Annotated in this window: 16 protein-coding genes; 6 read left to right on the forward strand and 10 right to left on the reverse strand. The window is 71.1% G+C overall.

All coding sequences use genetic code 11. From position 1 onward, the window contains the following. Positions 1-70: 70 nt before the first annotated feature. Positions 71-598, forward strand: coding sequence for a GNAT family N-acetyltransferase (locus tag IEY79_RS06295; RefSeq protein ID WP_189106296.1), 528 nt, complete (start codon positions 71-73; stop codon positions 596-598). 36 nt (positions 599-634) lie between these two features. Here IEY79_RS06295 and IEY79_RS06300 read toward each other — a convergent pair whose 3' ends face one another. From IEY79_RS06300 to IEY79_RS06310, 3 genes are all read right to left on the reverse strand, one after another. Next, positions 635-1642, reverse strand: a complete 1008-nt coding sequence (locus IEY79_RS06300; RefSeq protein WP_189106297.1) for a phosphotransferase — start codon at positions 1640-1642, stop codon at positions 635-637. 29 nt (positions 1643-1671) lie between these two features. Next, a complete protein-coding gene (locus IEY79_RS06305) occupies positions 1672-2292 on the reverse strand; it encodes a TIGR04222 domain-containing membrane protein (RefSeq protein ID WP_189106298.1) in 621 nt (206 codons plus the stop codon). 134 nt (positions 2293-2426) lie between these two features. Beyond that, positions 2427-3749, reverse strand: a complete 1323-nt coding sequence (locus IEY79_RS06310) for a DUF418 domain-containing protein (protein WP_189106299.1) — start codon at positions 3747-3749, stop codon at positions 2427-2429. Positions 3750-3937: 188 nt separating this feature from the next. On the opposite strand from IEY79_RS06310, the gene IEY79_RS06315 reads away from it, so the two are divergent. After that, on the forward strand, positions 3938-5314 hold the full coding sequence (locus tag IEY79_RS06315) for a serine hydrolase domain-containing protein (protein ID WP_189106300.1): 1377 nt from the start codon (positions 3938-3940) through the stop codon (positions 5312-5314). 250 nt (positions 5315-5564) lie between these two features. Here IEY79_RS06315 and IEY79_RS06320 read toward each other — a convergent pair whose 3' ends face one another. Both IEY79_RS06320 and IEY79_RS06325 read right to left on the reverse strand, forming a co-directional pair. Next, positions 5565-6065, reverse strand: coding sequence for a GNAT family N-acetyltransferase (locus IEY79_RS06320; protein ID WP_189106301.1), 501 nt, complete (start codon positions 6063-6065; stop codon positions 5565-5567). 10 nt (positions 6066-6075) lie between these two features. Further along, positions 6076-6549 (reverse strand): MarR family winged helix-turn-helix transcriptional regulator, encoded by a 474-nt coding sequence (locus IEY79_RS06325; RefSeq protein ID WP_189106302.1) that lies wholly within the window; start codon positions 6547-6549, stop codon positions 6076-6078. Between the two features lie 175 nt (positions 6550-6724). Here IEY79_RS06325 and IEY79_RS06330 point away from each other — a divergent pair, with 175 nt between their 5' ends. Beyond that, positions 6725-7921: an MFS transporter gene (locus IEY79_RS06330; RefSeq protein ID WP_189106303.1), complete on the forward strand. Its 1197-nt coding sequence runs from the start codon at positions 6725-6727 to the stop codon at positions 7919-7921. 14 nt (positions 7922-7935) lie between these two features. Here the strand turns inward: IEY79_RS06330 and IEY79_RS06335 are convergent, their stop codons facing one another. Beyond that, complete coding sequence (locus IEY79_RS06335) at positions 7936-8475, reverse strand: DUF2269 domain-containing protein (RefSeq protein ID WP_189106304.1); 540 nt, start codon at positions 8473-8475, stop codon at positions 7936-7938. A gap of 76 nt (positions 8476-8551) precedes the next feature. On the opposite strand from IEY79_RS06335, the gene IEY79_RS06340 reads away from it, so the two are divergent. After that, a complete protein-coding gene (locus IEY79_RS06340) occupies positions 8552-9232 on the forward strand; it encodes an HAD family hydrolase (protein WP_189106305.1) in 681 nt (226 codons plus the stop codon). Between the two features lie 73 nt (positions 9233-9305). Here IEY79_RS06340 and IEY79_RS06345 read toward each other — a convergent pair whose 3' ends face one another. From IEY79_RS06345 to IEY79_RS06360, 4 genes are all read right to left on the reverse strand, one after another. Continuing rightward, complete coding sequence (locus IEY79_RS06345) at positions 9306-9785, reverse strand: NUDIX domain-containing protein (RefSeq protein ID WP_189106306.1); 480 nt, start codon at positions 9783-9785, stop codon at positions 9306-9308. A gap of 52 nt (positions 9786-9837) precedes the next feature. Next, entirely contained in the window at positions 9838-10731 is an 894-nt protein-coding gene (locus IEY79_RS06350; RefSeq protein ID WP_189106307.1) for a LysR family transcriptional regulator, read from the reverse strand. 221 nt (positions 10732-10952) lie between these two features. Then, positions 10953-12110: a cystathionine gamma-lyase gene (locus IEY79_RS06355; RefSeq protein WP_189106308.1), complete on the reverse strand. Its 1158-nt coding sequence runs from the start codon at positions 12108-12110 to the stop codon at positions 10953-10955. Positions 12111-12116: 6 nt separating this feature from the next. After that, the gene (locus IEY79_RS06360; protein ID WP_189106309.1) at positions 12117-12497 is read right to left on the reverse strand and encodes a phage holin family protein; all 381 of its coding nucleotides are present in this window, start codon (positions 12495-12497) and stop codon (positions 12117-12119) included. A gap of 14 nt (positions 12498-12511) precedes the next feature. Between IEY79_RS06360 and IEY79_RS06365 the strand changes: the two genes are divergently transcribed. Further along, positions 12512-12829 (forward strand): cupin domain-containing protein, encoded by a 318-nt coding sequence (locus tag IEY79_RS06365; protein WP_189106310.1) that lies wholly within the window; start codon positions 12512-12514, stop codon positions 12827-12829. A gap of 219 nt (positions 12830-13048) precedes the next feature. After that, positions 13049-13267, forward strand: coding sequence for a DUF5326 family protein (locus IEY79_RS06370; RefSeq protein ID WP_189106311.1), 219 nt, complete (start codon positions 13049-13051; stop codon positions 13265-13267). Positions 13268-13296: the final 29 nt, after the last annotated feature.

Below are 13296 nucleotides of genomic sequence, written 5' to 3' on the forward strand. Positions count from 1 at the left end.
ACTCCCCGATCGTCGACCGTCTCCGCTTATTGGTTTGCCGCCGGTCGGCCAGGTCGGATAGGAAGCCCGCATGCTACGAGGAAGCAAGGTCGGGCTCAGGGCCCGGCACCAAGAGGACATTCCGATCCTGGAGGCCGAACTCTACGACGACGTGGTCAACGCCTCGCGGGCGGAAGGCCGGCCGTGGCGGCCGATCACGCCCGGCTCGAAGGACTCGCGTGCCGCGGTGGACGACAAGGAGGAGGGGCACGCCCCGTTCTCCGTGGTGGCCTTGGACGGCGGCGCGCTGGTCGGCATCGCGAGCCTGTGGGACATCGACACCCACAACCGCTCCGCTCACGTCGGGCTGGGGCTGCTGCCGTCCGCGCGCGGCCGGGGGTACGGCACCGACGTGGTCGCGGTGCTGTGCCACTACGGCTTCGCCGTGCGCAGCCTGCACCGGTTGCAGATCGAGACGCTCTCGGACAACGTGGCGATGCTGCGCTCCGCCGAGCGCAACGGCTTCGTCCGCGAGGGTGTGCTGCGCTCTTCGGCGTGGGTGATGGGGGAGTTCCTGGACGAGGTGCTGCTCGGACTCCTGGTCGAGGACTGGAAGTAGTCGGGTCTCCCGAAGGCGCACCACGCGCGTCTGCCGCTACAGAGGTGGTTCGGCGAAGAGTTCAACCAGCCAGTGGGCACTCTCCGCGTCTTCCGGGGCTTCCGCGCTGTCGGATGTCCCGGGGAAGAGACGGCCCCATGAGCAGGCCCGGCCGATCGCCCCGAGCCGCCAGGCCAGGGTGACGGCGCGTCGCAGTTCCGCTGGTGCCTGGCCGGACCCTGTCCAGGGCTCCAGGTAAGCGTCCCGAAGTCGCGGCAGTACGTCGGAGCCGTACCGTGCGCGGGCCGCGAGGGCGGGGACCAGCAGGCTGCAGAAGGGGTGTGACACCGCCGCGTCGCCCCAGTCGAAGAAGGTGAAACGGCCCGGCTCGGGGGCGAAGAGCTGACCTTCGTGCAGATCGGAATGGTCGAGCGAATCGGCGATGCCGATTCCGGCCAGTTCCTCGCACCAGTCAACGAGGCGCGGACGTGAGGCGCGCAAGGTCCTGCGGTCGGCCGGCTCCAGCTTGGTGTTCCTGTCGACGACGCTGTCGAAGATCTCGGGGAGGTGGGCGGGGCGGGCGTTGGGTACGCCGAGCAATTCGATCTTCTCGGTGTACGGACGCAGGGCCAGCTGCATCTCGGCGTACTGGCGCAGCAGTTGCTCCCAGGCCCGTGGGCCGCCGGAACCACGGGCCAGTACGTCCCTGAAGAGCGGTCCGCCGTCCGGAAGCAGCGACCATCCACGCGCGGTGTCGACGGCGAGGGGCTTCAGTACGTGCTCGGGGACCCAGCCGGCCAACGCCTCGGTCAGTCCGCCTTCGAAGGCGCTGCCGGGCGGGTTGGCCTTGAACCACACGGTGTCATGTTCTTCGACGGGAATCCGCACCAGCACGGACCAGGGCCGCAGCCGTACCGTCCACCGTCCTGCTTCGCGCAGCCCATGGGCCGCGAGCTGCCGCTCCACCCAGCCGAGGGCTGCTTCCCGCCAACCGTCCTGTTCCCAGGGCGTCACCGCGTCCGGGTACTGCCCCCGGTCCGGGACCACCGAAGCATCGCGTCGCATCGGCCCATTCCATCAGTGTTCCCGGCGCCCTAGTCGCCGCCTCCACCGCCGCCCCCACCGCTCCCGCAGCTGAAGCCGCCCGGTTCCGAGGACGAGTGCGTGTCGGAGAAGTCCGGGTCGTGGGTGTAGTCGTAGTCGTTGTCCGGATCGGTCGCCCTGCCCATGCGTATCAGGGTGCGGCCCAGGCCGGACGGGAGTGAGGTACCCGCGACGAGGCGGCGCAGGCGTCGGTCCGGGTGGGCGGCGGGGCCGTCGAAGAGGTACGTGGGGAGCGTGGCGGCCTTCCTGGCCGTCGCCAACTGGCGCCTGCCCGCCGGGGTGAGCCGGTGGCGGCTCCGGGCGACGAGGCCGAGGGCCACCAGCTCGCGCTTGATCGCCGCGACGTCCGGGCCGCCCCGTACGGCGTTCGCGACGATCTTCAGGCTCCTCCCGCGCGGGCAACTCGCGAGGACCGCCCGTTCGACGGGGTGCTCGGCGAGCCGGTCGTCCTCCTCGACCGCGCGTACCCGGGGGCCGACGATCGTGACGGCCCCCCGGTCACGCAGCGCGAAGAGCGCGGCTTCCAGGACGCGTTGAGGTCCACCGGCCAGATAGGCCACTTCGTACGCTTCGAGTCGTCGCTCGGCCGCCGAGACGCGCCGCCGGTTCATGGTCCGCACAGGAGCCCCCGTCCCTGATGTCGTACCTGATGTCGTCTTTCGCCAGTATGGCCGCGATGCCGGGAACGGGGGTCGGCGCGGCGGCAGTTCAGAGGAAGACTTGAGGTACGGCCGTACGGCCCCGCTCAGGACGAGGCCCGGTACATCAGCCGCCGTAGCAGGGCCTCGACGGGCCCGCGGCGGCCGGCGCGTTCCAGGGCGTACGCCCCCGCCACCGTGATCAGCCAGACTCCGACCGCGACGAGTGCCATCGTGGCGCTCGTCAGGTGTTCGCCGAGCCCGAGGCCCCATGCCGCCAGAAGCGGGGCGAAGACGAGCGAGTGCGTGAGGTAGCAGGACAGGGAGCGTTTGCCGACCGCGGACACCGCCTCGACGGCTCGCGCGCCCCGGCGGGCCGGCCTCCGTGTCCACCAGTGCGCGAAGAGCGCGACGGCGGCGACGTAACCGAACCCGGCCGCGTTGCCGGTGACCTCCCTGATCGTGTAGAGGATCCCCGAATCGCTCTGCGCGTCGTCCGGGACGGTGATGGCGCCGATGTGCGCCAGCGCGGCGGGCAGGCCGCCGAGCCAGCCGACGGAGATACCGATGACGGCGGTACGGCGCAGCAGCTTCAGGTGCTGTCCTGGCTCTTCCAGGATCCGGCGCCGCGCCGCCCAGAAGCCGAGCAGGAAGATGACGTAGGCGCCCCCGATCAGGGATGCGGGGGCGGCGGCGAAGGTGACGAACAGTCCGGTGGTCACGCGGGTGCCGGCCGCGGTGAGCCAGTTCGCCTCGCCCGCCGCGTACGCGTCGGCGCCCGGCTCCACGCCGGCGTCACCCACGGCGCCGAGATCGCCCTGGAGCAGCACCGTCACGATCGGCTGTGCGGCGCTGACCGCCATCACCGTCGTCCCGATCCAGATCCACCACATGAGCGCGCGATCGCCGCGTCTGAGGAAGAGCCGGCCGAGTGCGAGGCTCAACAGGCCGTAGAAACCGACGATGTCGCCGGCCATCAGCAGGGTGGAGTGCAGCAGGCCGAGGACGATCAGCAGGACGCTGCGCCTGCGCAGGAGCTTGACGGCGTCGCGCTCGGCGTCGCGCTCGGCATCCCGCTCGGCGGTGCCCGAGGACTTCTGGCGCAGGAACAGCTGCGTCATCCCGTAGCCGAAGAGGAAGGCGAAGAGCGGATAGACCCGCAGGTCCAGGGTGGTGATCATGCTGAACTGCACGGCGCGGTCGAGCCATCCCCCGTCCACGGGCTGCCAGCCCGACGGCCCGTGCCGCGCCGCCCACAGATGGAACGCGGTGTTCGACAGCACGATGAACAGCAGCATGAGCCCGCGTGCGAGGTCGGGCGCGAGCGCCCGCTCCGAGGCCCGTACGGCCCCCCGCGCGGGCACCGGCACCGGCGCGGACCCGACCCCGGCGGCGACCGGCCCGCTGTCTTTCGTCGTCTCGGCTGTCATGCCCCAAACGCTAGGAACGGCGTCCGGGATCGGTAACCCGCCTTCTGTACAGCCTTGTCGGTCCAAGGTATGCCTCTCGGTCGACCCCGGCCGACGAAAGTACGCGCGGGGCACCGACCGGTGACCGGGCATCCCCGGCCCGCTGAAATGAGGTCGACGGACGGGGGCCCTACCGGTAGATGTGGACCATGACCTCACCTTTCGAAGACCTCCTCCCCGGTACCCGGCGGTCCCTGCTGCACCGCATCGCCACCGCGCAGTCCGAGGGCCGCGCACCCTCCCTCGTGGGCGCGGTCGCACGCGACGGCCGCACCGTCTGGTCGGGCGGGCGCAGTTGTGTGGACGGGCACGAGCCGGACGCGGACACCCAGTACCGGATCGGCTCGATCACCAAGTGCTTCACCGCGGTTCTCGTGCTGCGGCTCCGTGACGAGGGCCTGCTCGATCTGGCGGACCCGCTGGAGAAGCACCTTCCCGGCACCGGCGTCGGCGCGGTCACCATCGCCCAACTGCTCGGTCATGGGGCGGGGCTCGCGGCCGAGGCGCCGGCTCCCTGGTGGGAGCGCACACCGGGTACGACCCGCCCCGAGCTGGCCGATGTCCTCGGCGAGCATCCCGTGCTGCACCCCGCCGGCCGGCTGCACCACTACTCCAACCCCGGCTACACCCTGCTCGGTTCGCTGATCGAGGCGGTGCGTGGCGCGTCCTGGGAGGAGGTCCTGCGGCGGGAGGTTCTGGAGCCGCTGTCGCTGCACCGTACGACCACGCAGCCCGTCGCCCCGGCGGCGGGCGGCTGGGCCGTGCATCCCTGGGCCGACGCGATCCTGCCCGAACCCGCGGAGGATCTCGGGCTGATGGCCCCCGCCGGCCAGCTCTGGTCGACGGCCGAGGACCTGTGCCGCTTCGGCAGGTTCCTCGCCGAGGGCGACGACCGCGTTCTGAGCGCCGCGTCCCTGCGGGAGGCGCGGACACCCGCCACGCCGCCCGAGGGCGGGGAGTGGGACGGCGGTTACGGGCTGGGGGTGCAGCTCGCCCGCCGCGACGGCCGCACGCTCGCCGGACACACCGGCTCCCTGCCGGGCTTCGTCGCCGCGCTGTGGGTGAGTGTCGAGGACGGACTGGTGGCGGTCGCTCTCGCCAACGCCACCTCGGGACCGCTCACCGGCGCCGTCGCCGCCGACCTGATCGGCATCGTGGCGGACGCGGAGCCCCGTATCCCCGGGCCATGGCGCCCGTTGCCCGAGGTCGACCCGGCGCTGCTGGAGCTCACGGGGCCCTGGTACTGGGGCGCCACTCCGTTCGTACTGCGCCTGACGGCGGACGGCGGGCTGGACTTCCGGCCGCTGCGCGCGGCGGGCCGCCGCTCCCGGTTCACGGCGCGACCGGACGGGACATGGAAGGGCCTCGACGGTTACTACACGGGGGAGACGCTGCGGGTCGTCCGGCGCCCGGACGGCCGGGTGAGCCATCTCGACCTGGGCTCCTTCGTCTACACCCGCGAGCCGTACGAGCCGGGGGACGCGGTCCCGGGCGGGGTGGACGAGCAGGGCTGGCGCGGCCTGTGATGTTTCACGTGAAACCGGACCACAGCGCCCCCGGGCTGATCCCCGAGGCTCCGCCGGACGGGCCCTGGGTCCTGTCTTCAAGGTCCCGCCTGGCCCGCGACGCCCGGCACGGCACCTCGACGCGTTGGCAGCTTCCTCGAAGGCATCCGAGTACGCCCGGTACGAGGACGATCCTCCGCCTCGCGATGCACCGCGCCAGCCGCCGCGGGCCCCGCCCTGCGGGCGGACGGCGCTACTTCGAAGACACGGCCTAGACCCCGGACTCCAGGCTCAGCTTCAGTCCGACATGGGACGCCGTGAAGCCGAGCCGCTCGTAGAAGCGCAGGGCGTCCGTACGCGACGCGTCCGACGTCAGCTGGACCAGCTGGCAGCCCTGGCGCCCGGATTCGTCGATGGCCCACTGGATCAGCAGGGTGCCGAGGCCGGAGCCGCGCTCGTCGGAGTGCACCCGTACGCCTTCGATGACCGAACGCGTGGCGCCCCGGCGGGAGATCCCGGCGATGATCGTCAGCTGCAGTGTCCCGACGACTCGTCCGTCGCGCTCGGCGACGACCTGGTACTGATTCGGGTCGTCGGCGAGCCGCTCGAACGCCCTGCGGTACGGGGTGAGGTCGTCCGGCGACTCGCGCGCCGCGCCCAGCGGGTCGTCGGCGAGCATGGCGACGATCGCCGGGAGGTCGGCGGCGTCGGCCGGCCGTATGTGCAGGTCGCTGTGCGGATCGGTGTGCGGATCGGTGTGCGGAACGGTCATGGACGGCAGATTACGCCGGTGCCGACCGGGCCGGCACACGCAGCTCTTCCACGGCCTTGACCAGCGGCGCGAGCTCGGGATTCGCCGCCGCCGCGGTCAGCGCCTCGCGCAGCGCGGTGTCGTTCGTCGGCCGCGCCTCGGCCAGCAGCCGCAGGCCGGACTCGCTCACGTCCGTGTAGATCCCGCGCCGGTCGGTGGGGCAGAGATAACGGGTCAGGAGCCCGCGGTCCTCAAGCCGGGTGACCAGACGGGTGGTCGCGCTCTGGCTGAGGACCACCGCGTCGGCGACCTGCTTCATCTGGAGGTGACCGCCCTCGCCGTCGTGCTGGCGGCTGAGGACGTCGAGCAGTGAGTACTCGCGGACGCTGAGGTCGTGCCCGCTCTGCAGAGCCCGCTCGATGTGCGACTCGATCCTTCCGTGCAGCAGGGAGAGGGCCACCCAGCCCTGGGCGAGGGCGGTGAGTGCGGGGTCCGTGGCAGTCATGGCGTCGTCTTCCTCCGTCGTCTCCGCCGTCTCCATCGACCGGAGCTTCCTCGGCCCAGGATAGGGCACGTCTGCAATATAGCGCGCTTGCAATTAAACGGCGCCTGCAAGTATTGTCCACGCTCGTAAAGCGCCCACACAAGCGCTCTGTGTACTTCCGGGAAAGGCCACATCCATGCCACTCGCGCTCCTCGCCCTGGCCATCGGGGCGTTCGGGATCGGGACCACCGAATTCGTGATCATGGGGCTGCTCCCCGAGGTCGCCTCCGAGTACGGCGTCACCATCCCCACCGCGGGCCACCTGGTCAGCGGTTACGCCCTCGGAGTCGTACTCGGCGCGCCGGTCATGACCGTCCTGGGCACCCGCGTCAGCCGCAAGCGCATGCTGATGCTGCTGATGGGCCTGTTCATCGCGGGCAACGTGGTGTCCGCCCTCGCCCCCACCTTCGGTCTCATGCTCACCGGCCGCGTCGTCGCCTCGCTCGCCCACGGCGCGTTCTTCGGCATCGGGTCGGTCGTCGCCGCGGGGCTCGTCGCGCCGCACAAGCGGGCCGGCGCCATCGCGATGATGTTCACCGGTCTCACGCTCGCCAATGTCGTCGGCGTCCCGTTGGGTACGTATGTGGGCCAGACCACCGGCTGGCGCGCGACCTTCCTCCTTGTCGCGGGTCTGGGGGTCGTCGGTCTCGCCGGTGTCGCCAGGCTCGTACCGGAGCAGCCGCGCCCGAAGGGCGTACGGATACGCCACGAGGTGGCGGCGTTCCGCAATGTCCAGGTCCTGCTCGCCATGGGGATGACGGTCCTCGGCTTCGGCGGTGTCTTCGCCGCGATCACCTACATCACCCCGATGATGACGCGGACCGCCGGCTTCGCCGACTCCTCCGTCACCTGGCTCCTGGTCCTTCTCGGCCTCGGCATGGTCGTCGGCAACCTCGTCGGCGGCCGGTACGCCGACCGCCACCTCATGGCCATGCTGTACGTGTCGCTCGGCGCCCTGTCCGTGGTCCTGGCGCTGTTCACCCTCACCGCGCACGACAAGACCGCCGCGGCCGTCACCCTCTTCCTGATCGGCGCCCTCGGCTTCGCGACCGTACCGCCGCTCCAGAAGCGCGTCCTCGACCAGGCGTCGGGCGCCCCCACACTCGCCTCCGCCGTCAACATCGGCGCGTTCAACCTGGGCAACGCCCTCGCCGCCTGGCTCGGCGGCCTGGTCATCGGCGCCGGACTCGGCTACACCGCGCCCAACTGGGTCGGCGCCGCACTCGCCGCCTCCGCGCTGCTGCTCGCCGTGCTCTCGCACACCCTGGAACGCCGGGACGCCCGTGGCAGCGACGTGGCCACCACGGACACCACCACACCGACCCTGGTCTGACCGCCTCGCCCTCCTCAGGCGGCCGGGCTGAGGCGCTTCCCCGGCCCCGTCCCTCCGGTACGGGTGGCGCGTACGGCGTCCCGGTGCCGCCGCCCCCGGCGCGTCAGCCCCCACGGCTTCAGCACCGAGATGACGGTCATGAAGAGATACGCGCTGGTCGCCACCGTCGGCGCCGCGACCAGGCTGATGTCGGGCACACCGCCGCTGTCGGCGGCCCGCCCGATCCCCGGCCGCAGCGCGAAGACCGTCGCCGCGCCGGTGACGAGCGTGATCCAGAACTTGATCCAGACCCAGTGGTGCCGGGCCAGCCCCCAGGGCGTACCCAGCGAGAGCACCAGACCACTGACGAGCGTCACCACGACGATGGGCGCGAGCAGCCGGTCGGCGAAGACGTCCATCGCGCGGTAGGAGGCGTCGGTGAGAGTGGAGTCGCCGGTGGTGTAGGCGGTGACACCAAGCGTGAGCAGGCCGAGGGTGAGGCCCAGCCAGCTCACGGAGACGGCGACATGGACGACGAGGAGTGCCCGGCGGGCGGGCCGCTTGAGGGGTTTCACGTGGAACACGGTGTCGCGATTCACGCCGGAGGGCGTCTGACGGCGGGAGTAACCGCCCGTACTAACCTCGGCGTACATGGACAGCCCCGGGAAGCACATCGGCGACCGCCCCCGCACCCTGCACCTCTTCGACCTCGACGGCACGCTGATCCGGGGATCGGCCGCCGCGGTCGAGATATCCCGGCAGCTCGGGGTGAGTGCCGAGATCGCGGAGCTGGAGCGTGAGTTCCTGACCGCGGGACTGGCCCCGGACGAGTTCGCCGTAAGGGCCAGGGAGCTCTGGTCGGAGCTGACCGCCGCACAGGTGGAGGCGGCCTTCGAGGGAGCACCGTGGCTGGCCGGGATCCGGGAGGTCTGGGAGACCATCCGCGGCCGGGGCGACTACTGCGCCGTGATCACGCTCTCGCCGGACTTCTTCGTGGAGCGTCTGCTGCCGTGGGGCGCGCACGCCACGCACGGCTCGCGCTGGCCGGCTCTGCCCTTCACCGGGCCGGTGGACCGGGCGGGGATCCTCGACACGGCGGCCAAGGTCCGGATCGCCCAGGAGCTGTGCGCGCGGTTCGGGGTCCGGCCGGCGGACTGCGTCGCCTTCGGGGACTCGATGTCCGACGCGGCGATCTTCGCGTCCGTACCGCGTGCGGTGGCGGTGAACGCGGACCACCATCTGGCCGGGCTCGCCACGCACACGTACACGGGCGGCGACCTGCGGGAGGCGTTCGCGCTTCTCGACGCTCCGCTCGACGGTCCGCGAGCCTAGGTCGTGTCCTCAAAGTCCCGCCCGGCCCGCGACGCCCGGCACGGCACCTCGCCGCGTTGCCCTCTTTCCGGCGTCAGCCCAGGTCGGGCGCGTGCATCGCCCGTACGCCCTCGATGTTGCCGTCCAGATAGTGCCGCAGCGACAGCGGTACGAGATGGACGGCGGCGATCCCGACCCGGCTGAACGGCACCCGTACGATCTCGTACTCCCCGGACGGCTCGTCGATCTCCGGCCCGTGCCGCAGCGACGGATCCATCGATTCGAGCCGGCAGACGAAGAAGTGCTGCACCTTCACTCCGGTGACGCCGCCGTCCGCGATGTGCTCCACGGTGTCGACGAAACAGGGCACCACGTCGGTGACCTTGGCGCCCAGTTCCTCGTCGACCTCACGGTGGAGTGCCGCGACGACGGTGGCGTCGTCCGGCTCGACGCCGCCGCCGGGAGTCAGCCAGTACGGATCGACTCCCGGCTTGATGCGCTTGATGAGGACGAGATGATCGCCGTCGAGCAGGATGGCGCGTGCGGTGCGCTTGACCACGGGCCGTTCGGTCATGGGAAGAGCGTGGCCCGATACGGCCGGGTCGAAACTCCCCCGGGCCCGGCGGTCACCAGTCGACCGAAGCACGCAGCAGCCATTCGTGCGCCCGCGCGATGTGCGGCAGGGCGAGCGTGCCGGTGCGTACGACGAGGAAGTACGTGCGCAGCGGCGGCACCGGCGGGTCGTAGAGGGCGACGACCTCACCGCGTTCCAGCGCGGCTTCGCACAGATAGCGGGGCAGTACGGCCAGTCCGGCGCCCGCCGCCGCGCTCTCCAGGACGGCGCGCAGGTCGGGTGCGATGACGGCGCCCGCGGCGGCCGGCCGTGAGTCGAAGACCGAGCCCCAGTAGCGGGAGACGAGCGGCAGGGATTCGTGGACCTCCACCACCGGCAGCTGCTCCAGGACGACATGGCCCTTGCGCAGTACGTCGTGGCCCAGCCGCGCGGCCCAGCGGGGCGAGGCGACCAGGACGTGCTCCTCGTCGCAGAGCGGTGTCGAGGTGAGCAGCCCGCCGCGGGGCCGGGCGGTCGCGATGGCGAGGTCGTGGTGCCCGGCGGCGAGGCCGTCCAGGGTCTCCTCGGCGTTGCCGAAGAAGGAGGCGCGGAGCGCGAGGCCCTGGCTGATCAGCGGGGTGAGCGCGGGCAGGGCGCGTACGGAGGTGAACTCCGGCGGCCCGGCGAGATGGAGCGTCCGGACGCCCGACTCGTCGTCGAGCCCGGTCTCGGTGATCTCGACCAGGGCGTCGAGGTGGGGCGCGGCACGGTGGGCGAGTTCGTCGCCGATGGTGGTGGGGGTGACGCCCCGGGCCTGGCGCAGGAAGAGCGGGCGGCCCAACTGGCGTTCCAGGGTGCGTATCTGGCCGGTGACCGCGGGCTGGGAGAGTCCGAGCAGGGCGGCGGCGCGGGTGAAGGAGCCGGCCCGGTGGACGGTGACGAAGGTACGCAGCAGGGCCAGGTCCATGACAGCCCTCCTCAACTTCCGGCCCCACGCGGACCCGTCCCGGGATCCGTCGACGGAGCGTCCAACTATAAATAAGTCGATAGGCAGCTGTCGCTACTGTGATTGGACACTGACTCAGAGTCAACTAGCCTTGTGGACGTGGTTCTTCACGCGTGGAACCCAAGGGCGGTCCGAGCCACGAGGGGGGAGGCTCGGACCGCCCGTTCCGTTTCCGGACCGGGTCAGGCCGCCGCCTCCGTCAGTGCGCGCAGTACGTCGGCGATGAGGTCGTCGGGGTCCTCGGCGCCCACGGAGAACCGTACGAAGCCCTCCGGTACGGCGTCGCCGCCCCACCGCCCCCGGCGTTCGGCGGTCGAGCGCACCCCGCCGAAGCTCGTCGCGTCGTCCACCAGCCGCAGCCCGTCCAGGAAGCGCTCGGCGTGGTCCCGGTCGGGCAGGACGAAGGACACGACGCAGCCGTAGCGCCGCATCTGCGTGGTCGCGACGGCGTGCGAGGGATCGTCCGGCAGCCCGAGGTAGCGCAGCCCGCTCACGTCGGCCCGGCCGCTCAGCGCCCGCGCGAGCAGCAGCGCGTTCGCGCACTGCCGGTCGACACGCAGTTGGAGCGTGGCCAGTGAGCGGTGGGCGAGCCAGGCCTCCATCGGCCCGGGGATGGCGCCGGCGATCTTGCGCCAGCCCCGCACTCCCGCGGCCAGTTCGGGATCTTCGCAGGTCACATGGCCCAGGAGAATATCGCCGTGGCCCGTCATTCCCTTGGTGTCGCTGGCCACGGAGAAGTCCGCGCCGAGCTCCAGGGGCCGCTGGCCCAGCGGGGTCGCGAGCGTGTTGTCGACGGCGACGAGCGTGCCCTGCTCGTGTGCCGCCCGCGCCAGCCGGCGGATGTCGCAGACGTCGAGTCCGGGGTTGGACGGGGTCTCGATCCACAGCAGCCGGGCGCCCGCCAGGACGTCGAGCTGCGCGTCGCGGGCGGTGGGCGCGGTCCGCACCTCGATTCCGAATGCCGTGAGCTGCTCCCGTACCAGCGGCAGCGCCTGATACCCGTCGTCCGGCAGCACGACCGCGTCGCCGACGCGCAGCTGGGAGAAGAGGACCGCCGAGATCGCGGCCATGCCGGAGGCGAAGGCGACCGTCTCGACGTCCCGGCCGGGGGCCTCCAGCTCGCCGATGGCCCGTTCCAGATGGGTCCAGGTGGGGTTGGTGTCACGGCCGTAGGTGTACGGGCCGGTGGGCTCGCCCGGCAGATGGAAGTGAGCGGCGAACACCGGACCCGGCATGGTCGGCTCGTATTTGACCGGGTCGGGCAGCCCGGCCCGTACGGCACGCGTGCCGTCCCCGATCTCGTGGTGCGGACCCGGTCCGGCGGCTGTCCCGTGCTCCATGTGTGATCAGTCCTTGTCGTCGGGGAGCACGACGTTCAGCGCCCACGACACGATCGAGATGATGAGCCCGCCGAGCACGGCCGTCCAGAAGCCCTCGACATGGAAGCTCAGGTCGAGCTTGTCGGCGAACCAGGAGGTCAGCAGCAGCATCAGCGCGTTCACGATCAGCGTGAACAGGCCCAGGGTGACGATGAACAGCGGCAGCGTGAGCAGCTGGACGACCGGCTTGACGAGGAAATTGACCAGCCCGAAGATCAGCGCCACGACCACCAGCGCGAGGGCCTTCTTACCGGTGCTGTCACCGGTAAGGGTTATGTCATTGATCAACCAGATCGCCACGGCCAGCGCACCCGCGTTGGCGATCGTCTTGACTACGAAATTTCTCATGGTGTGATCGTGGCATGAAGGCATTCCGACTGGACGAGCTGGAGGCGGAACGTGCCGCCAACGACGGGGCGTATCTGCAGTTTGTACGGGAACGGAACATGTCCGTCGGCCTGTACGCGCTGGACGCCGGCACCATCGACCCGCAGCAGCCGCACCGCCAGGACGAGGTCTACCTGGTCATGAGCGGTCGCGCGTCGATCACCGTGGGCATGGAGACGACGCAGGTGGGGCGCGGCAGCGTCATCTACGTACCGGCCGGTGTGCCGCACAAGTTCCACCACATCACCGAGGACCTGCGGGTGATGGTCGTCTTCTCCCCGCCGGAGGGCTGAGCCGGGCGCGGAGCGGCCGGGCTGCCGGGCGCCGGGCGCACCCGGAGGGAACCGGAGGCCGACCCCCACCGATTTCGTCAGGGTCGGATCAGGGGAGTTCCAGGGCTCCGGGACCTCCGCTTCGGCCCGCGCCGCTCTAGCATCGGAGGAAGCGGGAACGTATCTCACGTATTCACGCTATCCGTATGCTTCAGGTACTCACGGAACGAGGTAAGGACGATGGCGGTACGGGAGATTGTCGCGGGAATGCCCTGGTGGGTGAAGTGGATCGCGTTGCCCGTGGTCGTTCTCGTGGTGTTCGGCGGGCTGATCGCGAGCATCGTCGGATTTGTGATCGCGCTGCTCTTCAAGGTGCTGATCCTGGTGGCCCTGGTCGGCGGACTCGTCTACGGCGTAAGGAAGTTCACGTCCTCCTCGTCCTCGCGTGGCGACTGGTAGAACCGCCGCCGCCCCTCACCGGGGCGGCC

It is taken from the genome of Streptomyces camponoticapitis, from assembly GCF_014646115.1.
GTDB lineage: Bacteria > Actinomycetota > Actinomycetes > Streptomycetales > Streptomycetaceae > Streptomyces > Streptomyces camponoticapitis.